Annotated in this window: 25 protein-coding genes and 1 tRNA gene; 9 read left to right on the top strand and 17 right to left on the bottom strand. The window is 70.1% G+C overall.

The features are described 5' to 3' along the window. Positions 1 to 92 precede the first annotated feature (92 nt). Positions 93 to 170 (top strand) — tRNA-Pro (locus tag ACLBXP_RS16545). A gap of 703 nt (positions 171 to 873) precedes the next feature. Beyond that, on the top strand, positions 874 to 1,233 hold the full coding sequence (locus ACLBXP_RS16540) for a hypothetical protein (RefSeq protein ID WP_447668842.1): 360 nt from the start codon (positions 874 to 876) through the stop codon (positions 1,231 to 1,233). Positions 1,234 to 1,534: 301 nt separating this feature from the next. Here ACLBXP_RS16540 and ACLBXP_RS16535 read toward each other — a convergent pair whose 3' ends face one another. Beyond that, positions 1,535 to 2,695, bottom strand: coding sequence for an acyltransferase family protein (locus ACLBXP_RS16535; protein WP_447668841.1), 1,161 nt, complete (start codon positions 2,693 to 2,695; stop codon positions 1,535 to 1,537). 311 nt (positions 2,696 to 3,006) lie between these two features. Next, entirely contained in the window at positions 3,007 to 4,254 is a 1,248-nt protein-coding gene (locus ACLBXP_RS16530; RefSeq protein WP_447668840.1) for a calcium-binding protein, read from the bottom strand. 335 nt (positions 4,255 to 4,589) lie between these two features. On the opposite strand from ACLBXP_RS16530, the gene ACLBXP_RS16525 reads away from it, so the two are divergent. After that, positions 4,590 to 4,883: a hypothetical protein gene (locus ACLBXP_RS16525; protein ID WP_447668839.1), complete on the top strand. Its 294-nt coding sequence runs from the start codon at positions 4,590 to 4,592 to the stop codon at positions 4,881 to 4,883. Between the two features lie 264 nt (positions 4,884 to 5,147). Here the strand turns inward: ACLBXP_RS16525 and ACLBXP_RS16520 are convergent, their stop codons facing one another. Both ACLBXP_RS16520 and ACLBXP_RS16515 read right to left on the bottom strand, forming a co-directional pair. Further along, on the bottom strand, positions 5,148 to 5,420 hold the full coding sequence (locus ACLBXP_RS16520; protein WP_447668838.1) for a hypothetical protein: 273 nt from the start codon (positions 5,418 to 5,420) through the stop codon (positions 5,148 to 5,150). Positions 5,421 to 5,699: 279 nt separating this feature from the next. Then, positions 5,700 to 7,388 carry a methyl-accepting chemotaxis protein gene (locus ACLBXP_RS16515; RefSeq protein ID WP_447668837.1) on the bottom strand — a complete coding sequence of 563 codons (1,689 nt, stop codon included), beginning with the start codon at positions 7,386 to 7,388 and terminating at the stop codon, positions 5,700 to 5,702. Positions 7,389 to 7,773: 385 nt separating this feature from the next. On the opposite strand from ACLBXP_RS16515, the gene ACLBXP_RS16510 reads away from it, so the two are divergent. From ACLBXP_RS16510 to ACLBXP_RS16495, 4 genes are all read left to right on the top strand, one after another. Next, a complete protein-coding gene (locus ACLBXP_RS16510) occupies positions 7,774 to 8,367 on the top strand; it encodes a MucR family transcriptional regulator (RefSeq protein ID WP_447668835.1) in 594 nt (197 codons plus the stop codon). Positions 8,368 to 8,467: 100 nt separating this feature from the next. Continuing rightward, positions 8,468 to 8,701 carry a hypothetical protein gene (locus ACLBXP_RS16505; RefSeq protein ID WP_447668834.1) on the top strand — a complete coding sequence of 78 codons (234 nt, stop codon included), beginning with the start codon at positions 8,468 to 8,470 and terminating at the stop codon, positions 8,699 to 8,701. Positions 8,702 to 8,748: 47 nt separating this feature from the next. Beyond that, a complete protein-coding gene (locus ACLBXP_RS16500) occupies positions 8,749 to 9,165 on the top strand; it encodes a hypothetical protein (protein WP_447668832.1) in 417 nt (138 codons plus the stop codon). A 92-nt stretch (positions 9,166 to 9,257) separates the two neighbouring features. Continuing rightward, positions 9,258 to 10,268 (top strand): SDR family oxidoreductase, encoded by a 1,011-nt coding sequence (locus tag ACLBXP_RS16495; protein WP_447668830.1) that lies wholly within the window; start codon positions 9,258 to 9,260, stop codon positions 10,266 to 10,268. Positions 10,269 to 10,449: 181 nt separating this feature from the next. Here ACLBXP_RS16495 and ACLBXP_RS16490 read toward each other — a convergent pair whose 3' ends face one another. Next, the gene (locus tag ACLBXP_RS16490) at positions 10,450 to 11,250 is read right to left on the bottom strand and encodes a lytic murein transglycosylase (RefSeq protein ID WP_447668829.1); all 801 of its coding nucleotides are present in this window, start codon (positions 11,248 to 11,250) and stop codon (positions 10,450 to 10,452) included. A gap of 147 nt (positions 11,251 to 11,397) precedes the next feature. Then, a complete protein-coding gene (locus ACLBXP_RS16485; protein WP_447668828.1) occupies positions 11,398 to 11,733 on the bottom strand; it encodes a PsiF family protein in 336 nt (111 codons plus the stop codon). 269 nt (positions 11,734 to 12,002) lie between these two features. Here ACLBXP_RS16485 and ACLBXP_RS16480 point away from each other — a divergent pair, with 269 nt between their 5' ends. Further along, positions 12,003 to 13,079 carry a DUF2778 domain-containing protein gene (locus tag ACLBXP_RS16480; RefSeq protein WP_447668826.1) on the top strand — a complete coding sequence of 359 codons (1,077 nt, stop codon included), beginning with the start codon at positions 12,003 to 12,005 and terminating at the stop codon, positions 13,077 to 13,079. A 275-nt stretch (positions 13,080 to 13,354) separates the two neighbouring features. Here ACLBXP_RS16480 and ACLBXP_RS16475 read toward each other — a convergent pair whose 3' ends face one another. Further along, entirely contained in the window at positions 13,355 to 13,933 is a 579-nt protein-coding gene (locus ACLBXP_RS16475) for a PepSY domain-containing protein (protein ID WP_447668825.1), read from the bottom strand. A 101-nt stretch (positions 13,934 to 14,034) separates the two neighbouring features. Next, positions 14,035 to 15,282, bottom strand: coding sequence for an amidase (locus ACLBXP_RS16470; protein WP_447668823.1), 1,248 nt, complete (start codon positions 15,280 to 15,282; stop codon positions 14,035 to 14,037). Between the two features lie 183 nt (positions 15,283 to 15,465). On the opposite strand from ACLBXP_RS16470, the gene ACLBXP_RS16465 reads away from it, so the two are divergent. Next, complete coding sequence (locus ACLBXP_RS16465; RefSeq protein ID WP_447668822.1) at positions 15,466 to 15,747, top strand: hypothetical protein; 282 nt, start codon at positions 15,466 to 15,468, stop codon at positions 15,745 to 15,747. Positions 15,748 to 15,755: 8 nt separating this feature from the next. Here ACLBXP_RS16465 and ACLBXP_RS16460 read toward each other — a convergent pair whose 3' ends face one another. The 9 genes from ACLBXP_RS16460 to ACLBXP_RS16420 form a co-directional block, all read right to left on the bottom strand. Continuing rightward, positions 15,756 to 16,856, bottom strand: coding sequence for an HD-GYP domain-containing protein (locus ACLBXP_RS16460; RefSeq protein ID WP_447668821.1), 1,101 nt, complete (start codon positions 16,854 to 16,856; stop codon positions 15,756 to 15,758). Between the two features lie 495 nt (positions 16,857 to 17,351). Then, entirely contained in the window at positions 17,352 to 18,923 is a 1,572-nt protein-coding gene (locus ACLBXP_RS16455; RefSeq protein ID WP_447668819.1) for a SpoVR family protein, read from the bottom strand. A gap of 32 nt (positions 18,924 to 18,955) precedes the next feature. After that, positions 18,956 to 20,251 carry a YeaH/YhbH family protein gene (locus ACLBXP_RS16450; RefSeq protein WP_447668818.1) on the bottom strand — a complete coding sequence of 432 codons (1,296 nt, stop codon included), beginning with the start codon at positions 20,249 to 20,251 and terminating at the stop codon, positions 18,956 to 18,958. A 106-nt stretch (positions 20,252 to 20,357) separates the two neighbouring features. After that, the gene (locus ACLBXP_RS16445) at positions 20,358 to 22,310 is read right to left on the bottom strand and encodes a PrkA family serine protein kinase (protein WP_447668817.1); all 1,953 of its coding nucleotides are present in this window, start codon (positions 22,308 to 22,310) and stop codon (positions 20,358 to 20,360) included. A gap of 228 nt (positions 22,311 to 22,538) precedes the next feature. Then, positions 22,539 to 22,994 carry an Ig-like domain-containing protein gene (locus ACLBXP_RS16440; protein WP_447668816.1) on the bottom strand — a complete coding sequence of 152 codons (456 nt, stop codon included), beginning with the start codon at positions 22,992 to 22,994 and terminating at the stop codon, positions 22,539 to 22,541. Between the two features lie 104 nt (positions 22,995 to 23,098). After that, positions 23,099 to 23,497: a hypothetical protein gene (locus tag ACLBXP_RS16435; protein ID WP_447668815.1), complete on the bottom strand. Its 399-nt coding sequence runs from the start codon at positions 23,495 to 23,497 to the stop codon at positions 23,099 to 23,101. Between the two features lie 174 nt (positions 23,498 to 23,671). After that, on the bottom strand, positions 23,672 to 24,154 hold the full coding sequence (locus ACLBXP_RS16430) for a MerR family transcriptional regulator (protein WP_447668814.1): 483 nt from the start codon (positions 24,152 to 24,154) through the stop codon (positions 23,672 to 23,674). A gap of 83 nt (positions 24,155 to 24,237) precedes the next feature. Further along, positions 24,238 to 24,552, bottom strand: a complete 315-nt coding sequence (locus ACLBXP_RS16425) for an integration host factor subunit alpha (RefSeq protein ID WP_447668813.1) — start codon at positions 24,550 to 24,552, stop codon at positions 24,238 to 24,240. A gap of 140 nt (positions 24,553 to 24,692) precedes the next feature. After that, positions 24,693 to 25,667, bottom strand: a complete 975-nt coding sequence (locus ACLBXP_RS16420; protein ID WP_447668812.1) for a beta-ketoacyl-ACP synthase III — start codon at positions 25,665 to 25,667, stop codon at positions 24,693 to 24,695. Positions 25,668 to 25,755: the final 88 nt, after the last annotated feature.

Here is a 25,755-nt window from a genome sequence, read left to right as displayed (position 1 = left end):
CCGATCGGCGTCTCGGCGGCCGACGAGAAGGCCCAGGAAGGGGTTGCGTGCCCCCCGCCGGAAAGCTAAGACGCGCCTGCCCGTCGGGGCGTCGGAGCGTAGCGCAGCCCGGTTAGCGCACTAGTCTGGGGGACTAGGGGTCGGAGGTTCGAATCCTCTCGCTCCGACCATTAATTTTCAGCCCGATGAAACGTTACGGTAGGCCGCTTTCGGGCGGCCTTCGTCGTTCTCAGGGTGTCTTAGTTCGGGGGCAAACATGCCGCCCGCGCGCCCACATTCATTCGTGTGAATGTCTAACGAGGTTTTCTTGGTGGGGTGCGATCACCCGGCCAGACCGAAATACCGCCCTGCCACGATCCGCCGTTGCGGCCTGATAACCAGCCTGCATTGGTTCTGCACGGAGGATGCGCGGAAGGCCGGACGCCGCGCGTAGCGACGGCCGTGCGATCGTCAGACTTCCCCTGCCATCTCCGATCGGTTTCACTGTTCAAGGAGCGGAGGGATCGAATCGCACGATGGCATCGCTTCAGGCATCTGCACGAGACGGCCTACCCATTGGTGAGCCGCGCTGATGGAATTCACCCCTCCGGCAGGCCGGCCCAAGCGCATTTGGCCCACATTCGAAGAGGCGGCCGAGTTTCTCGAAGAGCGAGCGTCGGACTGGTCCTGCACCGTCTGCAAGGGACAGGAAATCAGCCTTGATGTGGGCGGTGAATCAAGCGGTTACCCTCAAACCGCGTTCATAAATTTTGGAGAGTATGGTCTCGGCGGCAGAGATGTAATGCGCGGCACGTGCCTAAACTGCGGACATATCCATGATTTCAGTATGGAACCGTTGCGTAAGTGGCTCGCTGCTAAGGGGAGGAAGCCGGAATGAGCCGCTTGCACCTCCGCCTCGTGCCGAGCGAGGGATCAGGCGACGGCTCAAACACCCGCTTGCCGCCGCCCACAGGCGGTGGCACACCTCCTGACATGGAGCGGATTGCCAAACTTGAGACCTGGATGGAGGTCGTGCGAACGGATGTAGCCGCGTTGAAAGCGGACATCCGTGATGTCCGCGACCGCTCCATCAAGCTAGAGGAACGTGTGAGCCATCTGCCTACCAAGGGGTGGGCTGTCGGCGTGATCCTCACGGCACTTACGGCCGTTGGCGCTCTCGTTACCCTGGCGCCGAAGCTGCAGGCCTATTTCGGCACGGCATCCCAAGCAGCAAAGGCCGTCGGGGGACCATAACCGCCCCTACAAGCTCGCGGCAGGGCAGCTTGCCGGGGGGCGACGGGCTGAGTTCGGCCGCCACGCTAGCCGTTGTCTGGTTTCGAGGGCGACCGCTCAGGCGTCGCGGTGGCGGGTGCTCTACTTGCAGCCGCCTTCTAGCGTGCCGCACGCCCGTGATCGCAAGCTGACCCTTACGGTCCTCGCGCGGGCGCAGCAGCCCCTACATTCTTCACAGCCATCCAAGCGAGCCTCTCCGCTATTTCTGCGCTGGGTCGCAAACCAGCCCTGAGAGCCGCCTGATGGGCGCAGGCCCGGGGCCTCACCGTGACGACGGCGCGGTCGGGTCGGCGGCGAGCGCGACGCGCTGTGCCGCGGGCATCGCCTTGATGCGCGCCTTCAGCCGGAGGCAGCGCTTCTCGACGAGGTGCCACGAGAGGGCCGCGAAGGCGATCGTGAGCGCGAGGCAGACCATGCGGCCGAGGAACCGGTACCCGGTGAGCCAGGGGGCGGTGGCGGCCACGCACTGGCTGATCGGGAAGCCGTAGAGGTAGACGCCGTAGGAGTAGTCGTTCCGGCGCAGGAACGCCGGCAGCCGGAACCGCATGGTGCCGAGGTAGACCGTCGCGTAGGTCAGCGGCAGCGGTGACAGCATCACGAACTTGCGCGCCCACAGGGTGAGGAAGGACGCCGCCAGGGCGAGGCACAGCAGCGGCACGCTCGCCCGCAGCCGGTGCCGCAGCTTGTAGGCGATGCAGCCGCACAGGAAGATGTAGACCAGGGGCAGGATGCGGAACTGCTCCTCGTTGAGCACGCTCTGCCCGTACCAGAGGTTGGCCACCAGCAGCGCGACCGTGCTCGCCGCGAAGGCCGCGGCCAGGAAGGCCGTGTTGGGGAACAGCCGCAGCATCATGATCGCGGTGAGCGCAATGTAGCAGTAGAATTCCGCCGGCAGCGTCCAGAGGTTCGCGTTGACGATGCGCGGGACCGGGTTGCCCTCGAACAGGCCCGGCAGAAACAGCTGCACCTGACCGAGGATGTTGGCGAAGTAGGCGGCGAACAGCGGATCGGAGACGTAGCGGCCGAGGTCGTAGGTCGTCAGCAGCGGGCCGATGACGAGGGCCGAGATGCAGACCTCGACCATCAGGGCCGGCAGGATCCGGATGACGCGCAGCGACAGGAAGATCCGCACGGAGTTCCGCTCGGCGGAGGCCGCCACCAGGAAGCCGCTCAGCGCGAAGAACATCGGCACGCAGGCCGCCACGACCGCCCGGAGCGGCGTCCGGAAGCCGTCCTGGACGATTGGCGCCACGGGCTGCAGCAGGGCGTCGATGGCCTGCCCGCCATGGGCCCCCAGGATGCCGCCGGCGTGCCAGTAGGCGATCATCAGCGCCAGGACGATCCTGAGCGCGTCGAACCCCTCCGGCATGCCCCGCGCATCGGCGAGGCGCGTCCCGAAGGTTTGGGGGCTGGACGCGACCATGACCTACCGTTGAGCCGACCATATTCAACGACAGGTTGTATATGCGGCAGCCGAGAGTCAAGCAGTCGGTTAAATCGTTCCGATGCCGAGACCGGCAGTCGTGAAGACTAAGGATAAAGATATTGAAGTCGTCAATAAGTGCCTATGCCTGATAAACATCGCTCAGCTTAAGGTCTGATCATCTCGAATCCCCCATGGACCGTCAGCCACTCCAGCGGCGCCATCCCGTGGAATGCGCCGGGATGGTTATCGGACGATGCGCGGACGGATGGGTTCCGGGCGATGCGCGGACGGCATCGCCCGGAGCGCCTTCAGGACACCGTCGTGATGTCGGAGGCCGTCAGGAAGTCCTGGCTCGCGCCGCCCTTCAGGACGAGCACGCCATCGGCAGCGGCGTCGGCGGTGTTCTTGTCGATGATCAGGTAGCCGTCCGTCGCGCCGGCGATGAAGGTGTACTTCGTCCGCGGGAGCACACTCGCCGCGTAGGCCTGCACCGCCTGCTCGACGCTGGAGACCGTGCCGCCCTGGAACTCCGTGTAGGTCGTCGAGACGCTGCCGGTGCCGGTGAAGTTGAGCTTGTCGGTACCGGTCACGAAGTCCGTGATGGTGTCGGCCGTCGCCGAGGTGTTGCCGGCATCGACGGGCAGGTTGAAATCGGTGCTGAATACGTCGGCTCCGGCTCCGCCCGTCAGCGTGTCGCTGCCGATGTTGCCCTGGATCGTGTCGTTGCCGAGGTCCCCCGACACGAAGTCGTTGCCGTTGAAGCCGAACAGCAGGTCGTTGTCCTGTCCGCCGTAGATCGTGTCGTTGTCGCCGCCGCCCGACACGGTGTCGTTGCCGATGTTGCCGAACAGGAAGTTGTTGCCGCCGGTATCGCTGACCCGGTCCGCGCCCTGGCCGCCGAAGGAGCTGTCGGCGCCGCTGCCGCCGACGATCACGTCCTCGCCGAGATTGCCGAAGAGCTGGTTCGCGCCGGTGGCGCCGTTGAAGTTGATCTGGTCGTTGTCCTGACCGCCGAAGACGGTGTTGTTCCCGACGGCTCCGCTGCCGGTGAAGACATCGTTGCCGATGTTGCCGAAGAGCAGGCCCGTGCCCGTATAGGTGTTGAAGTTGATGGTATCGATGCCCTGCCCGCCATAGATGGTGGCCTGGCCCGCATTGGCGCCGCTGGTGAAGGTGTCGTCGCCCTGGTTGCCGTAGAGCGCGTCGTTGCCCACGATGTTGGCGGCCACGTCGTTGCCGCCGAGACCCAGGAAGAAGTCGCCGAGCGACGTGCCCGTGAAGGTATCCGCGGAATTCGCGTTGATGGCCGAGGACCCGTCGCCCACCTGCAGCTTCGAACCGTCGCTCGACGTGAAGCGGGAGACGGACACCTGATCGATCGAGAAGTTCTGCAGCGTCGCCGTGTTGACGCCGTTCGTGATGACCGTATCGGTCCCGCTCTGCAGAACTAGAAGTCCGGAGGCCGGACCTACATCATTAATGAAGTTGTCGAGTGTCGCACCGGACGTCGTGAAATTGGCGATTACAGGATTGCTTGACAGAAAATACGTAGCCATGACTGAGTTCTCCTCCAGAATTTCCCCGAAGTTCGCTCAGTAACGGATTTGAATTTTCTATGTCCGTAGAAACTACCGATATTTTTTGTCGGTGACTCTACGGGAAATTCTGATGTCTTATCCGTCGCAAACGGTCATAGCGCATGATCCGCAGCTACGCAATATTCGATTCCGTGAAGATTGTATTCGGCCTCATCTTAAGCCTGCATTCCTATTGCGCACCCTGCATTGCCGAGGGCTCGCGTGGAAGCCCTCGGCTGTTGCGGCGCGGTGACTGCGCAACGCGCCGGGGGGATCTAGACATTCTACTGTCGGTTGAATCTTCGGAGCAGAGGATGACGGGTCTCACGCAGAAGGCGATGGCGGAGATGCTCGAGGCCGCCTGGACCTACGCGCAGCAGGTAGGCCGGGAGACGGGCACGGCGGTCGAGTTGCGGCTCACCGTACTGGGGCTCACGGCCTACACGACGGATCGGCGGTGCAGCCGCGTCGCGACCGTGCCGTGGTCGGAGCTGGCACGGGGCGATGATCTCGCCCGGGCGTTCTCGCGCACGATCTGGGCCGTGGCGACGCCGCCCGAGGGGGGCGCGGCGCCCGTCGCCGATCTGCAATCATTGATTGCAGCCTGAGGCCTGAGGGCCGGCTCAGGGACGTCGCGACGCCCCGGCCTGCGCGGGGTTCGGCCGCGGGTTCTCCGGGACCGGGGGCCATATCGGACGATCGGGACCGATTTCCTTTGCCATCGCCACAATCCTGCTGCGCCGTTTCCGACGCGGCCAGGAAATCGCGGCGCGCACCGGAGCGCCATACCGCCGAGGACGTAATCCGCTGAAAAATTGGTGCGGGGCGGCCCCTCGCCCGAACGGCGACGGGCCGCCCCGCGACGGGTGCCGCTACTGCCGCGCGCCCTGGTTGGCGCCCTGGTTGCCGAGGCCGACGCCGGTGTTCGAGCTGGTGCCGGTGCCGCCGCCCATGTTGCCCATGCCGCCCTCGCGGCCGGGGGTGCCGCGCGCGGTCCCGGTCGTGTCGGCGGCCGAGGGCTGAGCGGTGGTGGCCGCGGGTGCCGCGTCGCGTCCGGTCGCCGGACCGGTCGTGCCGGTCTGCGCCGAGGCGGCGCCGGCCAGCGGCAGCAGGGCGGCGGCGAGCGCGAGCGTTGTGATTCGCATGGGGTGTCTCCTCCTGTTTCGGGTGGCTGACCAACGTCAGCAGGCCGGGATCGTTCAGCGATCCGGCCATGAACCCGTCGACGAGGAGGATGGGCCGCGCCGACCGGGCGGCACCGCGCGCGCCGGGATTGCGCACGTCTGAAACGAAGTCCGGCGCGCGGGCGGTTCGGTTTGGAACCGTAGCCGCCGAGCGCGCCGGCCGTTCGGCCTCCCGGGGGAGGCCGTAGCGACAGGGCCAGAGTGCCGGGCAAGCGTTAACGAAGGGTTAACGCCCGCGGATCACGCGGCCCGAACGCTGGCGAGGAACCGGTCGACCTCGCGGCTCATCTGCTCGGATTGCCGCGACAGCTCGGAGGAGGCGGCGAGCACCTGGCTCGCCGCGGCGCCCGTCTCCTCGGCGGCGCTCGCGACGCCCGCGATGTTGGCCGTCACGGCGCCGGTGCCGGCCGCCGCCTGGGCGACGTTGCGGACGATCTCGTGCGTGGCCGCGCCTTGCTCCTCCACCGCGGCGGCGATCGCCGTGGCGACCCGGCTGATCTCGCCGATCCGCCCGGTGATGCCGGCGATCGTCGAGACCGCCTGGTCGGTGGTGCCCTGGATGCGCCCGATCTGGCCGACGATCTCCTCCGTCGCCCGCGCCGTCTGGTTGGCGAGCTCCTTCACCTCGGAGGCGACCACCGCGAAGCCGCGACCCGCCTCGCCGGCGCGGGCCGCCTCGATGGTGGCGTTGAGCGCCAGCAGGTTCGTCTGCCCTGCGATGGTGGTGATCAAGGTGACGACGTCGCCGACCTTGGCGACCGCGGCGCTCAGCTCCCGCATCGAGGCGGCCGTGCGGCCGGCCTCGTCGACGGCGCCCTGCGCCAGGCTCGCGGAACCCGAGACCTGCCGGCCGATCTCCTGCACGGAGGCGCCGAGCTGCTCGGCCGCGGCCGCGACGGTGTTCACGTTGGTGGCGGCCTCCTCGGCCGCGACTGCGACGCTGGTGGACTGGTTCGCGGTCTGGGTGGCGGCGCCCGCCATGCCCTGCGCGGTGGCCTGGAGCTCGGTCGCCGCCGAGGAGACGAGGCCGACGATGCCGCCGACCGCGCGCTCGAAGCGGTCGGCCATCTCGTGCATCCCGGCCCGGCGCTGCGCCTCGGCGCCGGCGCGTGCGAGCGCCGTGTCCTCCTCCAGCGCCCGCATGCGGAGGAGGCCGTCCTTGAACACCTGCACGGCGTCGGCGATCTGGCCGATCTCGGTGCGCGCGCCGCGGTGGGGCACCTCCGCGGTGAGGTCGCCGGCGGCGAGCGCCTGCATCGGCGCGACCACCGAGGCGATGCCCCGCGAGACGCCGCGGATGATGAGCGCGGCGAGGAGGACGGACAGCACGAGCCCGAGGACCATCGCGCCGAGGCCGATGGCCCGCGCCTCCTCGAACACCGTCCGGCTCTGCGCCTCGGCCTGCGCGGCGCCCGCGTCGTTGAAGGCGACGAGCTTCTCCAGCGCCTCCGACATCGCGCGGCGGGGGCCGATGGCCTTGGTCTCGTAGTGATTGAAGGCCTCGGCCTTCAGGCCGCGGCGGGAGAGGTCGAGCACCGCCTGGCGCTGCACCTCGAAGTTCCGCAACTCGGCGAGGTAGGCTTGGTACAGGGCCCGCTCCTCGGGCGAGGCGATCAGCCCCTCGTAGGCCGCCCGCTTCTCCTCGACGCGCTTGCCGAAGCGCTCCAGGTCCCGCTCGATCGTCGCGACGAGCGCCGGATCGGTCGCCTGGATGTGGCGCAGGAGCACGCCGTTGAGCCGGGCGCTCTGCGTGTCGAGGGCACCGAGGTTGCGCACGCTCGGCAGCCAGTTCGTCTCGATCTCGAGGGCCTGATCACGCAATTTCTGCGTGCTGACGAGGCCGATGCCGCCGAGCCCGACCAGGAAGACGGTGACGACGCAGAAAGCTGCGATCAGCTTGGTGCGAATGGGCAGATTTTGAAGCAACACGACAGACTCCGAGGGGAGAAGGGCCGTTCGTGCTCAATTTTTGACGGCTCCGCCGGAGTTTGTGATCGGAAAAGGTTACCGAACCGATGCGTCGAGGTCGCAGCCGATGCCTTGCCGGCTGGAACGGGCGGGCCTGAACCCGCACAAACACACGCCGGCGTTGCCGAAGCGGCGCGGTCGGGCACCCCTCATGGGCAACTCGATTGCGCGCAAGAACTGACAGATCTTCATCGTCCGACAGCGCCGATATGAGCAACGATCACGCTGGAACCCGCGCCAATCTTGTGAAATCGTCCGCGTTTGAGGCCGATACCGCACAACACTGCTTGATTTTCTCTCAAGAAGCTCAAAGATCGCGATCGCTGAAAAGATATAAGGACCGGCCATGGACGACGCACAACAAGAAGCAACTCACGAGCCCAAGCCTGACTACGTTGAGTTGGCAGCCGACATCGTATCGGCCTACGTTTCGAACAATCCGGTCCCGGCCGCCGAGCTGCCGGGCCTCCTGGGCCAGGTGCACGGCGCGCTCACGGGTCTCGTGCGCGCGCAGGCCGCCAACGGCTCCGGCGTCGAGCGCCCGACGCCCGCGCAGGTCAAGAAGTCGATCAGCCACGACGCGCTGGTCAGCTTCGAGGACGGCAAGCCCTACAAGACGCTGCGCCGCCACCTGACCATCCGGGGCCTGACGCCGGAGGCCTACCGGGCCAAGTGGGGCCTGCCGGCCGACTATCCGATGACGGCGGCCTCCTATTCCGAGCAGCGCTCGTCGCTCGCCCGCAGCCTCGGCCTCGGCCTGCAGCGCCGCAAGCCGGCGACGAAGGCGGCCGCCCCCGCCGAGACGGTCGCCGAGGCACCGGCCGAGGCGCCGAAGGCGCGCACCCGCCGCAAGGCCGCCGAGCCCGGCGCCGAGAAGGCCCCGGCCGAGGCCAAGAAGGCGCCCAAGCGCGCCCGCGGCAAGGTCAGCGAGCCGGCCTGACCGGCAGGCGTGCGGCGGGCGCACCGCAACGGTGCCCGCCGGCCCGGAACGCCGGGTCGCGATGGCCGGTTGGATCCCCATCACGGCACGGAGATCCGACATGAAGACCACGCTCGCGGCGGCAACGCTCGCCCTCGGAACGCTGGCGCTCGCCGCCCCCGCCGACGCCAAGGGCTGCCTCAAGGGTGCGGCCGTCGGCGGCATCGCCGGGCACATGGCCGGCCACGGCAAGGCCGGGGCGGCCGCCGGCTGCGCCGTCGGACATCACCAGGCGAACAAGAAGAGCCAGGGCGGACAGGGTCAGGACAAGCCCGGCCAGGCGCAGCCGCAGTAGCGCGGCCGGGCCCTGGCGGCCCGGGACCGGGGCGGTCATACAGGGTGATGTGGTCGATTCGCCGCCTCGGTCTCCCCCTCGCGATCCTGCTGGCCCTCGGGCCCACCCAGACCCCGGCCGGAACGGATGCGAGGCGGGAGGAGGAGCCCGCCGCAACCCTCACCGAGCTGTGGCGGCGGCTCGGCGCCTGCACGCGGGTCAGCCGCGTGCCGGTCGACGCCCTCGGGTCGGAGGTCACGGTGCTGTTCTCGATCCGCCGGGACGGCAGCCTGCAGGGCGAGCCGCGCATCACCTACTCGCGGCTCTACGGGGACGAGGCCGCGCAGCGGGGCTTCATCGGCAACGCGCTGGCCGACCTCGCCCGCTGCTTCCCCATCAGCATCACGGACGGCCTCGGCGGCGCGGTGGCGGGCCGCCCGTTCCGCCTGCGCCTGACCTCCCCGCGGGGCGAGCGCGGGGCCTGAGCCGTCCACGCGGCGTTTGGGCACGCGGGGCCGCCGCAACCGATGCGGGCGCCCCCCGTTGGGCCGGAGCGCAGCGGGATAGAGGGTGAAGCATGGCACGCGTCGCGGTGATCACGGGGGGAACCGCCGGGATCGGGCTCGCCACGGCCCACCTGTTCGCCGCGCGCGGCTGGTCGGTCGCGGTCATCGCCCGCGATCCCGAGCGCCTGGAGGCGGCCGGCGAGGCGCTCGCGGCCTACGGCCGCCCGGTGCTCGCCATCGCGGCGGACGTCGCCGACGCGCCGGCCGTGGAGGCCGCCGCCGAGCAGGTCGAGCGCGAGCTCGGCCCCATCCGGGCCTGGATCAACAACGCCATGTCGACGGTGGTCAGCCCGGCCGACAAGATCAGCCCCGAGGAGTACCGCCGCGTCACCGAGACGACCTACCTGAGCCAGGTCTTCGGGACGCTCGCGGCCCTGCGGCACATGAAGCCGCGCGACCGCGGCGCCATCGTGCAGGTCTCGTCGGGCCTCGGCATCAGGGCCGCGCCTCTCCAGGCACCCTACTGCGCCGCCAAGTTCGCCGTCTCGGGCTTCACGGATGCCCTGCGGTGCGAGCTGATTCACGACAAGGTCGACGTCTCCCTGAGCGTCGTCTACCTGCCGGCGGTGAACACGCCCCAGTTCGACTGGGCCCGGAACCGCACCGGCCACAACCAGAACGCGCCCGATCCCGTGTTCGACCCGCGGCTCTGCGCCGAGGCGATCCTGTTCGCGGTGGAGCATCCGCGCCGGGAGATCTGGGTGGGGCGCACGTCGCTGATGATGGCGGCGGCCCAGGCCCTCGCGCCGGGCCTCGCCGACCGCAAGGCCGCCGCGATGTGGTCGGCCCAGCTCGACGCGGAGCCGATGCCCCCCCGCGAGGGCAACCTGTTCGCGCCGGTCGCGGGCGAGCCCGGCATCGACGGCCGGTTCGGCGACCGTACGAAGACGACCCGCAGCGAGTTCTGGACGAGCCGCGAGCGGGACCTGCTCGTCGCAGGAATCGCGGGCTGCGCGCTCCTCGGCGTCGCGGGGGCCGCGGCCCTCGCCCGGGCGCCGCGCCGCCTTCTCGCGCGCCTCTGACACCAACCCCCGTCATCCCGGGGTTGCGCAGCGGAGCCCGGGATCCAGACCCGCCGGGGCGCCAGGACATGCCTCGTCGGCGGCTCTGGATCCCGGGCTCTCGCCTCCGGCGAGACCCGGGATGACGGGATTGGTGGTCGATGCGCGGTCGCTCGATCGAAGCGGGCGCGGCTCAGCCTCGCTACTGGCCGCCGTCGATTCGCTGGCCGAGGAGTGCGATGGCGCGCTGGTAGACGCCGGCGGCGTTCCAGCCCTGGATTGCCGCGAAGTTCGGCTCCCCGGGCTGGTAGCCGGCGCCGGCCCGCCAGCCGTGGCCCTTCAGGAAGTTCGCCGTGGAGGCGAGGGCCGTCTGGGCGTTGTCGAGGCTGCCGCCGGTCCCGTAGGTCAGGACGTTCTTGGGCAGGAACTGGGTGTGGCCGACCTCGCCGTGCGCCGCGCCGCGGGTGCCCGGGTTGAGGATGCCGCGGTCCACGAGGGTGAGCGCCGCGTAGAGCTGGTCGGTGAAGTACTCGCTGCGCCGGCAATCGTAGGCCAGCGTCGCCACCGCCGAGAGGGTGTTGATGTTGCCCTTCACGGCGCCGAAGCCCGTCTCCATGCCCCAGATCGCCAGGAGCGGACCGGGCGGCACGCCGTAGCGCTGCTCGATCGCGGAAAACATCGCGGCGTTCTGCTGCTTGAGGGCGCGCCCGCGCGAGACGATGGCGGGGCCGCCGCGCTTGGCCAGGAACTGGTCGAGGGAGAGCTTGAAGCTCTTCTGCCCGCGGTCGGCGGAGATCGTCGCCGTGGAGTAGCTCGTCCCCATCAGGGCCGCGAGGCTCGCCGCGCTGGCCCGGCCGCGCGCCTCCTCCGCGAAGTCGCGCTTCCACGCCTCGAAGCCCGCGCCCGTGCTGCCGCACTGCGCCGCCTGCGCTCCGCCGGACACGCAGGCGATGACCGTGAAGCCCACCGCGAACGCCGACGCCCTGTACCCGCTTGAGACCATGCCAGAGACTCCTCAGGGGCAGCGGACCTGCGGCCCATCCGGGCGCGAGCGTCGCCGCGCCGGGCCGCGCGACCGGATCCGCGCCCTGCGGCACCGCTTAGGCCGGACATCGTGGCCGCCGTAAGGCGCCCGCGCGACGCGCCCGCCTCAACCCTTCAGGCAGGTGCTCAGGAAGGTGCGCCGCTCGGCGCCCTTGAGGCTCTTGGCGCTCGCGTCGGCGTTGCAGCTCTTCATCCGCGCCTGCTGCGGGGTCAGGGCCTTGGCGGGGGACGCCTCCTTGCCCGAGAGGCAATCGGCCATGAAGGTCTTGCGGGCGTCCCCGGAGAGCTTCTGGCTGCCCGCGTCGGCGTTGCAGCTCTTCATGCGCTCCCGCTGGGCGGTCTGGCCGGCCGAGGGCGCGGCCGAGGGCGCAGTCGAGGGCGTCTGGGCGGCGGCGGGCGCGGCGAGGATCAGCGCGAGGCAGAGGGGGAGTGCGTGACGCATGGGTTCGTCTCCGAATGGTCGCCGGAGCTTAGCAACGTACAACCTGAGTGCGAGTCACGTTGCTGCGTCCGGGGCACGCCATCCTCAGCAATCGTCGCCCGGGACGCGCGAAGGGCGCCGCGATTTATCGGCGATTAACCAAACCGGCGCTCAATGGTGGACAGTCAAGGTTGATCGTTCCCCGCACGGGCAATCCGGCCGGACCGGCGCACCGAGGTGTGCCGGACGGCGGCCGCGCGGGGCCCGCGTACCCCGAGTCGAGTCGCCCCATGTCCGACGCGTACCCCCAGCTCCGCAGGCCGAGGCGCCGCCGGATCCGCAGCCACCTCGCGGTGCTCCCGATCCTCGCCGTGCCGGCGGCCATCGCCCTCTACCGCGTCGCCGCCCCGCTCCCGCCGCATCCGGCAGCCCCCGTCCGCGTCGAGCCGGCCCGGGTCGAGGCCCCGGCGCAGCCGGCGGCGCCCGCGGCGGTCTACGCCTGGATGCTCGACCCGACGCCCGTCCTCGGGGCCGGCGCCCCGACCCTGATCCGGCCCGCGCCCCGCCCACCGGTCGCCGTCGCGGCGGTGCCCGCGGTCCAGCCGGTTGCCGCACTCGCAGCGCCGCCGGCCGCGTCCGCTCCCAACCAGATCGCCCGCGTCGCCCAGGCCGTGCCGCTGCCGGTGCCCCGCCCGGCCGAGTTGCGGGTCAGGCCCGAGACCCTGCGCCTCGCCCGGCGCCCGTCCCAGCCCTCGGCCCGGCTCGCGGGGCGGCAGGACGCGGAAGCCGAGCGCTCGTTCTTCGAGACGGTGTTCGGAGCCAAGTCGACCGAGACCAAGCCCGCCGCAGAGGCCCCGACCGCACTCGCCTACGCGGGTACCCCCGACGAAGCGATGACGTCGCCCACGCGCCGCTCCCTCGGGCCCGTCGCGCCGAGCGGGGGCGTCGCGATCTACGACATCACGGCCCGCACCGTGACGCTGCCGAGCGGCGAGCGCCTGGAGGCCCATTCGGGCCTCGGCATCGCGCAGGATTCCCCGCGCCACGTCCACGTGAAGATGCGGGGCGCGACGCCGCCCGGCACCTACGACCTCACCGAGCGCGAGGCGCTGTTCCACGGCGTCCGGGCGATCCGCCTCAACCCGGTGGGCGGCAGCGGCGCCGTCCACGGCCGAGTCGGGCTTCTCGCGCACACCTACATGCTCGGCCCGAGCGGCGCCTCGAACGGCTGCGTGGTCTTTCGCCAGTACGACCGCTTCCTCCAGGCCTACCTGCGCGGCGAGGTGCGCCGCCTCGTGGTGGTGGCCGGAAACGGACAGGACGGGCTGCCGTCCTTCGCGGAGCGAATGTTCCGGTCGGGGGGCTAGCGCCCGCTCCACCGGGGCCTGCTCGATTGGGCGATCCCGCCGTGAGCGTGCCGCGGGGCGGTCTCCAGAGACCGCGGAGTGTTCCGGAGGTCTCCTTCGAGGCCCCCTGACGGGGGCACCTCAGGATGAGGTGAGTGGGGGAAACGATCCTTCATTCCCACCCGCGACCTCATCCTGAGGTGCGAAGCGAAGCGGAGCCTCGAAGGAGGCCTCCAGAGAGCGCTACGGATCCTGGAAGGCTCCCTCGCCAGGCCACCGCAAACGGCGAGGCCTCCTCAATCGCCGACGACCTTGCCGTCGGGGCCGACCTTCACCTCCTGCGAGCGGTCGGCGAGCGCCACCGAGATCTCGTACTGGACCGACTTGCCGTCGCGCTCGACCTCGGCCTCGTAGGCCTTGCCGCCGCCGGCCTTCTTCTCGGCGATGGCCAGGGCGTCCTTCAGCGAAACGCCGGCGTTCTGGAAGTCCGCGACCTTGAGGCGGGTAAAGTAGCGCTCGATCGGCTGGTTCTCGCTCTTGTAGAGCGCGCCGGTGTCGGCGTTGATGCCGTGCTCCACGAGCTTGCCGTCCGGGTACACGACCTTGATGCTCCAGTGGGCCGGGTTCTTGCCGTCGGCCTTCTCGAAGTCGGCATCGATGGCGCGGCCCTTGTCGCCCTGGGCCTCGGCGGTCTGCAGCGCCTGGGCGAGGCTGACCTTGCTCATCTTGGCGACCTGCCACTCCTTCATGTCCTTGTCGGCCTGGCTGGCCGTGGTGTTGCCGGTGGTCGCGGGCGTCTTGTCGGGGGCCTGCGCGAGGGCGAGGCCGGTGCTCAGGGCGAGCAGGCCGGCGGTGGTGGCGAGGCGTTTCAGCATCGGACGTCTCCTCGGACGGGGTCGGGGGGTTCTCAGGACGTCAGCAACGCCCCGGCCGCGCGCATGGTTGCCTGCGGATCCGACACCGATTCGTGCGCGCCTCACCCGGCGAGCGCCCGCTCGACGAGGCGGGCGGCGGCCAGGGTGCGGCCGTCGTCGCCGAAGCGGCCGACCACCTGCACGCCGAGGGGCAGCCCCGTCGCGGACAGCCCGGCCGGGACGTTGACGCAGGGCACGCCCATCAGCGTCCAGAGCCGGTTGAAGCGCGAATCGCCCGTGGAGGCGTAGCCCTCGGGCGCGGGGCCCGGCGCGGAGGGCGTCAGGATCACGTCGAGGTCGCCCTCCGCGAACACGTCCTTGAGGTGGCGCCGCGCGTGGTGGGCGGTGCGGCGGGCCGCGTCGTAGGCGGGCGCCGGGATCTCCGCCGCCGCGTCGAGGTGGGCGCCGAGCAGCGGCGGCAGGTCCGGCCGGTGCGACGCGTGCTCCCAGGCAAGCGCCCGGGCGGCCTCGAAATCCTGGATCGGGCCGTGGCTCGCGAAGGCCTCGGTGAAGAGGGGCGGCAGGGCGAGGTCGCGCAGGCGGGCGCCGGCGCCCTCCAGGGCCGCGCCGGCGCGCACGAGGGCCGCGAGGGCCTCCGACTCGGCCGGCGCGCAGTAATTCGGCACGAGGAGGCCGACCCGCGGCGCGCCGGGATCGTTCGGGCGCAGGTCGATGGCGGGACGGTCGGCGAGGAGCGCCAGGGCGTGGGCGGCGTCGGCGACACCGGCCGCGAACAGACCGACCGTGTCGAGGGCCCAGGAGAAGCACTTGACGCCGACCGTCGGCAGCAGCCGGAACGACGGCTTCACCCCGACGACGCCGCAATAGGCGGCCGGCCGCACCACCGAGCCGCCCGTCTGCGTGCCGAGGGCGAGCGGCAGCATGCCGGCTCCGACCGCGGCGGCCGAGCCCGCCGAGGAGCCCCCCGGCGTGTGCCCGGGATGGTGGGGGTTGCGGGTCTCGGTCGGGTCGAGGAACGCGAAGGCGGTGGTGGTGGTCTTGGCGAGCGGCACCGCGCCCAGGCGCCGCAGCCGCGCCACCACCGGCGCGTCGGCCCGCGGCCGCCAGCCCGCGTAGATCGGCGAGCCCATGCCGGTCGGCAGGTGGGCGGTGTCGATGATGTCCTTGATGCCGACCGCGATGCCGGCGAGCGGCCCGGTCCCGGCGACCTGCGGCGCCGGATCCTGGCAGACGAGGGCGCGGATCTCCGGCTCCCGCGCGGCGATCGCCTCCCGCACGAGGGCGACGGCCCCCTCCGGGGTCAGGGCGCCGGAGGCGATGCGGGAGCGGAGGGTGACGAGTGAGAGCATGGCGGCCGTTCGCGCGGGGGCTGGTGTCGGCGACGCTTATAGCGGGCCGGGCCGGATCGGTCGCGCACGACGCACGTATCGGTCGCGCACGACGCACGTGGGGCGTGAATTGCACCGGCCGTCATTCGTCCTGTGCGGTGGGGCTCCTCCCCGCGCCTTTCCCCGCGCGCCAACCGGACAGCGATGACGCGCGAGCGACCCGACGGCCCATCCGGACCCACCCCTGAGCGGCGCACGCCGGGCGAGGCCTGCGCGGAGCTGACCGATTCCCAGCGCCGGCTGCTGATCCGGATGTGGTCGCGGCCCGTCGTCCTCACGGGTGAGGAGAGCGACGAGATGCGCCTCGCCGTGCTGCAGCTCTACACGGTGGGGTTGATCACCCAGGTCGGGGGCCGGCGCAACGCGCGGGCCATCGAGTGGCGCCTCACCGACGAGGGGCGCAGCTGCGTCGAGAGCCTGCGCTGAGCTTGGGCCTATCCGGCCCGCAGCATCGGCGGCGGGCCGATGTCGAGGGCGAGCGGGCGGAAGGCGCCGAGGAGCGCCGCGTCGATGCGCCCCTCCATGGCCTCCAGGATCGCGTAGGCCTGCGCGCCGCCCATCGGCGCCTTGTAGGGCCGGCGCTCGATCAGCGCGGCGTAGACGTCGCAGATCGTGACGAGCCGCACGAGGTCGGGGATCTCGCGGCCCTTCAGCCCGTCCGGGTAGCCGGAGCCGTCGAGCATCTCGTGGTGGGAGCGCACCACCGCGAGCATCTCCTCCGAGAACCCGCTGTCGATCAGCATCGCGTGCCCCACCTCGGCGTGGGTCTTCATGATCGTGCGCTCGGCCGCATCGAGGGGGCCGGCCTTGTTCAGGATGGCGCCGGGGATGCGGGACTTGCCGACGTCGTGCAGGAGGGCGGCCTGGGTCAGGCGCTGGCAGTCGCTGCGCCGCACGCCGAGCCGCTTGGCGAAGCCCGCGGCGAGGCCGGCGACGAGGAGGCAGTGCTGGTGCGTCGCGTCGTCGAAGCGCCAGACCACGTCGAGCCAGGCTCGCACGTCGCTCTGCTGCAGGGCGTTCTCCACGAAGGCCGCGCCGCTCGCGATCAGCTCGGGCTCCACCGTGCCGTCGCTGCGCCCGGCCTCGAACAGCCGCGTCAGCACCTGCCCCGCCGAGGCGACGCTGCCGGACAGGTCGAGCGCGGCGGGCGCCTGGGTGGCGGGCGTCTGGGTGCCGAGCGCCTCCCCGAGGCAGCCGAGGATCGCCTCGGCGCCGGCATCCGCCCGCAGCACGCGGCTCGCCCCGAGGGCGTCGGCCTGGACCCGGTTGCGGCGGTCGTCGCTGCGCAGCAGGCAGAGGTAGGGCACCTTGCGGGCCTTCAGCCGGTCGAGCTGGAAGCGGAGCGCCGCGATCGTGCCGGAATGCGCCAGCGAGACGTCGCTCACCACGGCGTCGATCTCCGCGGTGCGCGGCTCCGCCCGGCCCTGCTCCGGATCGAGGAGGTCGAGCGTCGTGCAGCCCCCGAGACGCTCGAGGTCGCGGAACAGGCGGCCCGCCTGCGTGGGCCGGTCCGTCAGGAGGAGAATGTTGCTCAACCGCGCACTCCCGCGTACCGGGCGGTCCCCCACCCACCGATACTGCGTCGGCGACCATGCCGTTGAAAGTTTAACGCCCACTCAATTGCTGCGCGAATTGCTGCATTCGACAATGAATCATACAACTTGTAGATGTGTTGAGTGATCTATTTCTGTTGGATTGTGCCCGCTCGACTGGCTGGGGCGCAATCTATGTCCATCCGGGCCCGGTTTGAGCAGCTGTGCGGCGTGCGCGCTTGCCTGGATGCTCCAGGGCAGCACCGCGGGCGGGGTCCGGCCGCCGCGCGATCCCTGGAGGGCTCCTTCGAGGCCCCCTCACGGGGGCACCTCAGGATGAGGTGGGAGGGTGGGAGGCACTGTCCGTGGACCCCACCCGCGACCTCATCCTGAGGTGCGCAGCGAAGCGGAGCCTCGAAGGAGGGCTCCAGGGATCACCGCCCCTCCCTGGCACCCGAGAGCGCGGTCACCCGCGGGGTCGTCCGGTCGAAGCGCGCCTCAGAAGAAGATCGGCCGCGCGCTGGCACTGTGCTCCGCGAGGGTCTCGCCCGTCGCCGGGTCGATCTCCCGCATGACGACGTCGTAGCCCCAGAGGTCGGCGAGGTGCTGCAGCACCCGCCGGGCGTCGTCCTTCTGCAGGGTGATCCGGTTGAGCGCCTTGTGGTGCAGGATCAGGCGGCGGTCGCCCTCCAGGTCGACGTCGATCACCTCGATGTCCGGGTCGAGCCAGGCCACGTCGTACTGGCGGGCGAAGGAGCGCCGCATCCGCCGGTAGCCGCGCTCGTCGTGGATCGCCTCCACGCGCAGCTCCGGCTCGTCCGGGTCGTCGACCACGTGGAACAGGCGCAGGTCGCGCATCAGCTTGGGTGACAGGAACTGCGCGATGAAGCTCTCGTCGCGGTAGTTCGCCCAGATGTCGCGCAGCACCGCCATGCCGTCGCCGGTGCCGGCGATCTCGGGGAACCACTGGCGGTCCTCGGCGGTGGGGCTCTCCACGATGCGGGCGATGTCCTGCATCATCGCGAAGCCGATCGCGTAGGGGTTGTGGCCGCCGTAGGATCGCTCGTCGTAATTCGGCTGGCGGATGACGTTGGTGTGCGACTGCAGGAACTCGAGGTAGGCGGCCTCGCCGATCTGCCCCTTCTCCGAGAGCGCGTTCATGATCCGGTAGTGGACGTAGGTGGCGCAGCCCTCGTTCATCACCTTGGTCTGGCGCTGCGGGTAGAAGTACTGCGCCACGAGGCGGACGATGCGCAGGATCTCGCGCTGCCAGCGCTGCAGGCGCGGGGCCGCCTTCTCCAGGAAGTAGAGGATGTTCTCCTGCGGCAGCTCCAGGAGGGCGCGGCGGCGGTCGGCCGCGAGGTCGGGCTTCGCGCCCGAAGCCTTGGCGGGCAGGGTCCGCCAGAGGTCGTTGTAGATCTGCTCGCCGTGCTCGACGCGCTCGCGCTCGCGGCGCTGCTCGGAGGCGAGGTCGGGGCGCTTCTTGCGCGGGTAGCGGTGGACGCCCTGGCTCATCAGGGCGTGGGCGGCGTCGAGCACCTGCTCCACCGCCTGGTGGCCGTAGCGCTCCTCGCAGCGGGTGATGTAGCCCTTGGCGAAGTCGAGGTAGTCGAGGATGCCCTCGGCATCCGTCCACTGCCGGAACAGGTAGTTGTTCTTGAAGAAGTGGTTGTGGCCGAAGGCGGCGTGGGCGATCACCAGCGTCTGCATCGTCGCCGTGTTCTCCTCCATCACGTAGGAGATGCACGGGTCCGAGTTGATGACGATCTCGTAGGCGAGCCCCATCAGGCCGCGGCGGTAGCCGGCCTCGTGCTGGGCGAAGTGCTTGCCGAAGGACCAGTGCTTGTAGAACAGCGGCATGCCGATCGACGCGTAGGCGTCGAGCATCTGCTCGGCGGTGATGATCTCGATCTGGTTCGGGTACCAGGACAGGCCGAGCTCCGGCCCGGCGATCGCCTCGCAGGCGTCGTGGATGCGCCGGATCGTGTCGAAGTCCCAGTCGTTGCCCGTGAACAGCGGCCCGCTGGCGGCTGCCTTCTGGGCCTTCGCCCGGCTCAGGGTGGTCCCCATCTCGCCCTCTCCCTCACGCCGTCGCCCGGGGCTCACGCCTCCGCCTTCGCGTCCTTGCGGCCGAACAGCTCGCGGAACACGGGGTAGATCTCGCGCCGGTGGTTGACCTTGCGCATGGCGATGCCGCCGCCGGACTTCGCAATGGCCTCGTAGGTCCGCCAGAGCGTCGTGCGGTGCTCGACGAAGCCCGCCCGCGGCCCGTTCTCGTCCCCCACCTCCAGGTAGGCGAAGTGCTGGCAGGCCGGCAGGATGTGCGTGCGCAGGAGGTCCGTGGCGGTCGGCCCGTCGCTCGACACGTTGTCGCCGTCCGACGCCTGCGCGGCGTAGATGTTCCAGTCGTCGGGGGAGTAGCGCTCGGCGATGATGCGCTTCATCTCCACGAGCGCCGAGGAGACCAGCGTGCCGCCGGTCTCGCGGGAGCCGAAGAAGGTCTCCTCGTCCACCTCCGTCGCCCGGTCCGTGTGGCGGATGAACACGATCTCCACGTGGCGGTAGCGCCGCGTGAGGAAGATGTGCAGCAGGATGTAGAACCGCTTGGCGAGGTCCTTCATGTGCTCGGTCATCGAGCCGGAGACGTCCATCAGGCAGAACATCACCGCCTGGGCGATGGGGCGCGGATAGGGCTCGAAGCGGCGGTAGCGCAGGTCGATCGGGTCGACGTAGGGGATGCGCTTCGAGCGCTCGCGGAGCAGCGTCAGGCTGAGTTCGAGGTCGGGCAGCGTCGGGTCGCCCGGGCGGGCCTCGGCGATGCGGGCCTCCAGCGCCGCGATCTCGTCCGGCTTCGGCCGCTTCAGGGCGATGCGGCGCGACATGGAGTTGCGCAGGGTCCGGGTGAGCGCGAGGTTGGCGGGCGAGCCCGTCACCGTGTAGCCGGCCCGGCGCAGGCCCTCGGTCTCCACCACGGCGAGGCGCCGCTTGGCGAGGTCGGGCAGTTCGAGGTCTTCGAGGAACAGCTCCAGGAACTCCTCGCGGGTGAGCACGAAGCGGAAGGCGTCCTCGCTGTTCTCGCCGCCCTCCCCGCCCTCGCCGGACCCGCCGCCACCGCCGCCGCCCGGCGGGCGCTCGATGCGGTCGCCCTCCACGTAGGTCTTGTTGCCCGGCAGGATGTGGTCCTGCAGGCCGGTGCCGGACTGGCGGCTGAAGCGGGGCTCGCGCACCCCGTCCGCCGGCACGCTGACGCGCCCGTCCTTGCCGAGGTCCTTGATGTCCTTCTCGCGGGCGGATTCGCGCACCGCGCGCTGGGCCACATCCTTCACCCGGCGCAGGAACCGTTGCCGGTTGGGGAGGCTCTTGCCCCCTGGATTGAGCCGACGGTCGACGATGTGCATCCGGTGTCTTCGCCCTCGCCCTCTGGTGACCGCCGGCGGATCGTGACCCGCCGGTCGTCCGAAACTGTGGCGGCGCGGGAAGACGGCCCGGACGGCGGGCAGCCCCCTACCCCGCCTGCTTCACCCGCATGTACCATTCCACCAGGCGCCGGACCTGACGCTCGGTGTAGCCGCGCGCCACCATGCGCTCCACGAACTCGCCGTGCTTCTTCTCGGTGTCGCCGTCCTTCTTGGAGCCGAACGAGATCACCGGCAGCAGCTCCTCCACCTGGGAGAACATCCGCCGCTCGATCACCTCGCGCAGCTTCTCGTAGCTCGTCCAGTTCGGGTTGCGCCCGCCGTGCTGGGCCCGCGAGCGGAGCGCGAACTTCACGACCTCGTTGCGGAAATCCTTCGGGTTGGCGATGCCGGCGGGCTTCTCGATCTTCGTCAGCTCCTGGTTCAGGAGCTCGCGATTGAGGAGCTGCCCAGTCTCGGAATCCTTGAAGTCCTGGTCCTCGATCCAGGCGTCCGCGTAGTCGATGTAGCGGTCGAACAGGTTCTGGCCGTAATCGTGATAGGACTCGAGGTAGGCCTTCTGGATCTCGTGGCCGATGAACTCCGCGTAGCGCGGGGCGAGCTCGGTCTTGATGAACTCCAGGTAGCGCTTCTCGGTCTCGGGCTGCAGCTGCTCGCGCCGCAGCGCCTGCTCCAGCACGTACATCAGGTGCACGGGGTCGGCGGAGACCTCGGTGGTGTCGTGGTTGAAGGTCGCGGCCAGCACCTTGAAGGCGAAGCGGGTCGAGATCCCGTCCATGCCCTCGTCGACGCCGGCCGTGTCCTTGTACTCCTGCATGGAGCGGGCGCGGGGATCGACCTCGCGCAGGCTCTCGCCGTCGTAGACCCGCATCTTGGAGAACAGGTTCGAGTTCGCGTGCTCGCGCAGGCGCGAGAGCACCGAGAAGCGGGCCAGCATCTCGAGCGTGCCGGGCGCGCAGGCCGCGTCGGACAGCTCCGATCCCGAGATCAACTTGTCATAGATGTGCTGCTCTTCCTGCACGCGCAGGCAGTAGGGCACCTTGATGACGTAGATGCGGTCGATGAAGGCTTCGTTGTTCTTGTTGGTTTTGAACGACTGCCACTCGGCCTCGTTCGAGTGCGCCAGGATCACGCCCGTGAAGGGGATCGCGCCGATGTTCTCGGTGCCGACGTAGTTGCCCTCCTGCGTCGCGGTGAGCAGGGGGTGGAGCATCTTGATCGGCGCCTTGAACATCTCGACGAATTCGAGGACGCCCTGGTTCGCGCGGTTGAGCCCGCCCGAGTACGAGTAGGCATCCGGGTCCGCCTGGCTCAGGGTCTCCAGGCGGCGGATGTCCACCTTGCCGACGAGGCTCGAGATGTCCTGGTTGTTCTCGTCGCCGGGCTCGGTCTTGGCGATGGCGATCTGGCGCAGGCGCGAGGGCCGCACCTTGATCACCGTGAAGCGCGAGATGTCCCCGTTGAACTCGTCGAGGCGCTTCAGCGCCCAGGGGCTCATCAGGCCGGTGAGGCGCCGGCGCGGGATGCCGAAGCGCTTCTCGATCTCCGCCCCCATGGTCTCGGGGTCGAACAGGCCGAGCGGACTCTCGAAGACGGGCGAGACCTCGTTGCCGGCCTTCAGCACGTAGATGGGGTGGACCTCCATCAGCGCCTTCAGGCGCTCGGCGAGGGAGGACTTGCCGCCGCCCACGGGTCCCAGCAGGTAGAGGATCTGCTTGCGCTCCTCCAGGCCCTGCGCGGCGTGGCGGAAGAACGAGACGATCCGCTCGATCGTCTCCTCCATGCCGTAGAACTCGGAGAAGGCCGGGTAGGTCCGGATCGTCCGGTTCATGAACACCCGGCCTAGGCGGGCATCCTTGGCGGTGTCGACGAATTCCGGCTTGCCGATGGCGTCCAGGATGCGCTCGGCGGCGCTCGCGTACATCAGGGGCTCGTCGCGGCAGGCCTCCAGGTACTCGGAGAGCGTCATCTCCGTGTCGCGGCGCGCCTCGTAGCCACGGGCGAAGCTCTGAAAAAGGTCGTTCGTCGCATGCAACGGCATCGATAACCCCTTCACGACCAGGACAGCTTCATCCTGTCCCGGTCCGGATGCAACCGACAGGCCCGCTTTTGTCGCAGTGCGAGCGACGCACCCGACCGGCGTGTGATGCGCGCAACACCGTCACAAGAAGGATACAGGATCGACCAAGTTGCGCCCTCTGCAGGCGCCGTCGCGGACCGGCCGCGACGGCGCCTGAACTGTGCAGGTCGGCCCGACGGGCGTCCCGGATCAGAGATCGGTGCCGCTCTTCTTGGCGTCGGCGTCCTTCTTGCCGGTGGCGGCCTCGACGGTGATCTTGATGTTCTGCGTCTGCACCTGACCGTCGGCGTTCTTGATTTCGAAGGTCACCTCGTCGGCACCCGTGAAACCGGCCTTCGGCTGGTAGAACAGGCCCTGCACGGCGGTCTCCTTGTTGGGGCAGCGGTAGCTCGCGGGCGTCGTCTGCTTGCCGACCTTGGTGATGGTGACGCCGTTCTTTGGCGCACCGGAGATGCGGAATTCCGGCATCGGCCCGGCCGAGCAGTCCTTCTTCAGGTTCGGCACGATGGCGAGGCGCACGGTCTTGCCGCTCTGCACCGTCTCGCTCTTGGTGATGGTGGTCTGGCCCAAGGCCGGTGCGGCGAGGAGACCGGCGGCGATCGCCGGCACGAGGATGCGAAGGGCGTACGGACGAAGGGCGTACATCGGCGTTCGGTCTCCCGGAATTCTCCCGGCGGCCGCCCCGGCGGGGCCGCTCACCGGCGAGGCCGATGTGGGGACGCCGACCGTCCCCGTCGAGGGAGCCCCGCCTATTCCTGCAGCGCCGCCGCGACCACGCCGGTGATGCGCGCGATCTGCGCCGCGCTGAACTCGCCGGAGAGCGCGGTGCCCACCGCCCGCTCCACCCGCTGGCGCTCGCCGACATCGGCGATCGGGGTCGAGGGAATGTCGCTCTCCTCCAGCGCGCAGACCCGCCGGATCGTCTCGGCGGCCCGGAGCAGGGCCTCCCGGTCGGCGGGCCCCATCTCCCAGAGCGGGTTGCGCAGGCGGCTGATCACCCGGCGGGCATCGCGGTACTCGCGGTCGACGGTCGTCAGCGCCTCGATCTGGCTCACGAGGAACATCAGCTCCAGCACCTCGGTCGCGGCATCCGGGCAGGTTCTGACGATCCGCATCACGCGGGCGATCAGCTCCTGGGTGGGCGACATCTGACGACGTGCGGTTGCCATGGGCGCCTAACGCCGGTGCCCCGGCAAAGTTCGACCGGGCCTCCCGCATTCGTGAACGCGAAAAGGCGGATCGCCCCAAGGGCTTGCGGGTCGATTGCGTGCCGCCGGCCGGACAGCCGCCGGACAGGGTGCGGACGCTCCGCCGGACACGCGCTAGACACGCGGCGTCGCGCGCAAGGCCGCGAGGGCCTCGCGGCAGGCGTGAAGCTCGCGCAAAACCTCCCGCAGCGCGCGGCGATCGGCCCCCGCGGCCGCCACCTCAGGTTCGCCTGTCGGCCGCTCTTCCGGCGCCTCGACCTCGCCCGCCGCCGGCGCGCCGACCTCGGCCTCGCCCCGCCCCACGGCCTGGACCAAGCGCACGCCGCCCTCGCGGATCACCCGCTGCGCCCCCTTGATCGTGTATCCGTGCCCGTGCAGGAGGCGCCGCACGCCGCGCAGCAGGTCCACATCCTCGGGCCGATAGTAGCGGCGCCCCCCGGCGCGCTTCATCGGCCGGATCTGCGGGAAGCGGGTCTCCCAGAAGCGCAGCACGTGCTGGGGCACGTCGAGCTCGTCGGCGACCTCGCTGATCGTGCGGAAGGCGCCGGGGCGCTTGTCGCCCGCCTCGCCGGCTGTCGGACTCGCGGCAGCGGCCATGGGCGGGCCCTCCTCGCTCGGGGCGTTCGGCATCGGTCAGCGCGATGCGGGACCGGAGGATCCGCGGGCTGCCCCGACCGGGCTCAATCCTCCTCCAGCTCGCCGTTCTGCCCGTTGATGCGCGCCTTGAGCACGTTCGAGGGCTTGAACACCATCACCTGCCGCGGCTCGATGGCGACTTCGACGCCGGTCTTCGGATTGCGGCCGACGCGCTTGCCCTTGCTGCGCACCACGAAGGAGCCGAACGAGGACAGCTTCACGGTCTCGCCGCCAGCGAGGCAGGTGCAGATCTCGGACAGGACGGTCTCGACGAGCGCCGCCGACTCCGTGCGCGACAGGCCGACCTGCTGGTATACGGCCTCGCTCAGATCGGCGCGTGTGACCGTCTTACCCGTCATGCCCGTGTTTCCTCGCGCGGTTGCCGATTACGACGTATCTCTATGATTCACCACGCTAATCGGCCGCTGCGGCGGGGTCAACCGCAGGACCCCGAGAAGCTTTGAGCAAAAATTTGCGCCCGCGCGGCCAGACCAAAACCTTACCAGCGGATCAGCGCCGCGCCCCAGGTGAAGCCGCCGCCGATCGCCTCGATCATCACGAGGTCGCCGGTGCGGATGCGTCCGTCCCGCCGGGCCACGTCGAGGGCGAGCGGAATCGAGGCCGCGGAGGTGTTGCCGTGGCGGTCGACGGTCAGCACGATCTTCTCGCGGGCGATGCCGAGCTTGTCGGCCGAAGCCTCGATGATGCGGCGGTTGGCCTGGTGCGGCACGAACCAGTTCAGGTCGTCGGCGCTCGCGCCCGACCTCTCGAAGACCTCCGCGATGACGTCCGTCACCTGGCCCACGGCGAAGCGAAAGACCTCCTTGCCGACCATCCGCAGGTGGCCGGTGGTCCCCGTCGAGCCGGGCCCGCCGTCAACGTAGAGTTTTTCGCGGTGCCGCCCGTCCGACCGCAGGCTCGAGGTCAGCACCCCGCGCCCCTCGGCCTCCCGGTCGTCCCGCGCCTCCAGCACGATCGCGCCGGCACCGTCGCCGAACAGCACGCAGGTGGTACGGTCCTCCCAGTCGAGAATGCGCGAAAACGTCTCCGCGCCGACCACGAGCGCGCGCCGCGCCGCGCCGGTCGCTAGGAACTTGTCCGCCGTCGACACCGCGTAGACGAACCCCGCACAGACCGCCTGCAGGTCGAAGGCCGCGCCCCGCTGGATGCCGAGCGCCGCCTGGATCTGCGTCGCCGTCGACGGAAACGTGTGGTCCGGCGTCGAGGTCGCGCAGATCACGAGATCGATGTCGTCGGGCGTCAGGCCGGCATCGTCCAGGGCGGCCCGGGCCGCGCGCGCGCCCAGCACCGACGTCGTCTCGGTCTCGTCCGCGAGGTAGCGCTGCCGGATCCCGGTGCGCTGGACGATCCACTCATCCGAGGTCTCGACCCGGTTCGCCAGCTCGGCATTCGTCACGACCCGGGCCGGCAGGCTCGAGCCCGTGCCGACGACGACGGAGCGCAGGGCTACCATGGTGATCCTCCCCCCGCCCGGAACAATGCAATGTCTCGCGCGGCGTTACACCTGTAAGTAGTAAAACGTCGATGCGCCGCGGGTGCGG

Source organism: Methylobacterium sp. A54F (assembly GCF_053346035.1).
This window is presented reverse-complemented; position numbering and strand designations above follow the sequence as displayed.

What these genes read in the sequence shown, in the direction of transcription:
- ACLBXP_RS16540 (WP_447668842.1), top strand. Translation starts at nt 874, where the DNA reads ATGAGCCGCTTGCACCTCCGCCTCGTGCCGAGCGAGGGATCAGGCGAC.
- ACLBXP_RS16535 (WP_447668841.1), bottom strand. Translation starts at nt 2,695, where the DNA reads ATGGTCGCGTCCAGCCCCCAAACCTTCGGGACGCGCCTCGCCGATGCG.
- ACLBXP_RS16530 (WP_447668840.1), bottom strand. Translation starts at nt 4,254, where the DNA reads ATGGCTACGTATTTTCTGTCAAGCAATCCTGTAATCGCCAATTTCACG.
- ACLBXP_RS16525 (WP_447668839.1), top strand. Translation starts at nt 4,590, where the DNA reads ATGACGGGTCTCACGCAGAAGGCGATGGCGGAGATGCTCGAGGCCGCC.
- ACLBXP_RS16520 (WP_447668838.1), bottom strand. Translation starts at nt 5,420, where the DNA reads ATGCGAATCACAACGCTCGCGCTCGCCGCCGCCCTGCTGCCGCTGGCC.
- ACLBXP_RS16510 (WP_447668835.1), top strand. Translation starts at nt 7,774, where the DNA reads ATGGACGACGCACAACAAGAAGCAACTCACGAGCCCAAGCCTGACTAC.
- ACLBXP_RS16505 (WP_447668834.1), top strand. Translation starts at nt 8,468, where the DNA reads ATGAAGACCACGCTCGCGGCGGCAACGCTCGCCCTCGGAACGCTGGCG.
- ACLBXP_RS16500 (WP_447668832.1), top strand. Translation starts at nt 8,749, where the DNA reads ATGTGGTCGATTCGCCGCCTCGGTCTCCCCCTCGCGATCCTGCTGGCC.
- ACLBXP_RS16495 (WP_447668830.1), top strand. Translation starts at nt 9,258, where the DNA reads ATGGCACGCGTCGCGGTGATCACGGGGGGAACCGCCGGGATCGGGCTC.
- ACLBXP_RS16490 (WP_447668829.1), bottom strand. Translation starts at nt 11,250, where the DNA reads ATGGTCTCAAGCGGGTACAGGGCGTCGGCGTTCGCGGTGGGCTTCACG.
- ACLBXP_RS16485 (WP_447668828.1), bottom strand. Translation starts at nt 11,733, where the DNA reads ATGCGTCACGCACTCCCCCTCTGCCTCGCGCTGATCCTCGCCGCGCCC.
- ACLBXP_RS16480 (WP_447668826.1), top strand. Translation starts at nt 12,003, where the DNA reads ATGTCCGACGCGTACCCCCAGCTCCGCAGGCCGAGGCGCCGCCGGATC.
- ACLBXP_RS16475 (WP_447668825.1), bottom strand. Translation starts at nt 13,933, where the DNA reads ATGCTGAAACGCCTCGCCACCACCGCCGGCCTGCTCGCCCTGAGCACC.
- ACLBXP_RS16470 (WP_447668823.1), bottom strand. Translation starts at nt 15,282, where the DNA reads ATGCTCTCACTCGTCACCCTCCGCTCCCGCATCGCCTCCGGCGCCCTG.
- ACLBXP_RS16465 (WP_447668822.1), top strand. Translation starts at nt 15,466, where the DNA reads ATGACGCGCGAGCGACCCGACGGCCCATCCGGACCCACCCCTGAGCGG.
- ACLBXP_RS16455 (WP_447668819.1), bottom strand. Translation starts at nt 18,923, where the DNA reads ATGGGGACCACCCTGAGCCGGGCGAAGGCCCAGAAGGCAGCCGCCAGC.
- ACLBXP_RS16450 (WP_447668818.1), bottom strand. Translation starts at nt 20,251, where the DNA reads ATGCACATCGTCGACCGTCGGCTCAATCCAGGGGGCAAGAGCCTCCCC.
- ACLBXP_RS16445 (WP_447668817.1), bottom strand. Translation starts at nt 22,310, where the DNA reads ATGCCGTTGCATGCGACGAACGACCTTTTTCAGAGCTTCGCCCGTGGC.
- ACLBXP_RS16440 (WP_447668816.1), bottom strand. Translation starts at nt 22,994, where the DNA reads ATGTACGCCCTTCGTCCGTACGCCCTTCGCATCCTCGTGCCGGCGATC.
- ACLBXP_RS16435 (WP_447668815.1), bottom strand. Translation starts at nt 23,497, where the DNA reads ATGTCGCCCACCCAGGAGCTGATCGCCCGCGTGATGCGGATCGTCAGA.
- ACLBXP_RS16430 (WP_447668814.1), bottom strand. Translation starts at nt 24,154, where the DNA reads ATGGCCGCTGCCGCGAGTCCGACAGCCGGCGAGGCGGGCGACAAGCGC.
- ACLBXP_RS16425 (WP_447668813.1), bottom strand. Translation starts at nt 24,552, where the DNA reads ATGACGGGTAAGACGGTCACACGCGCCGATCTGAGCGAGGCCGTATAC.
- ACLBXP_RS16420 (WP_447668812.1), bottom strand. Translation starts at nt 25,667, where the DNA reads ATGGTAGCCCTGCGCTCCGTCGTCGTCGGCACGGGCTCGAGCCTGCCG.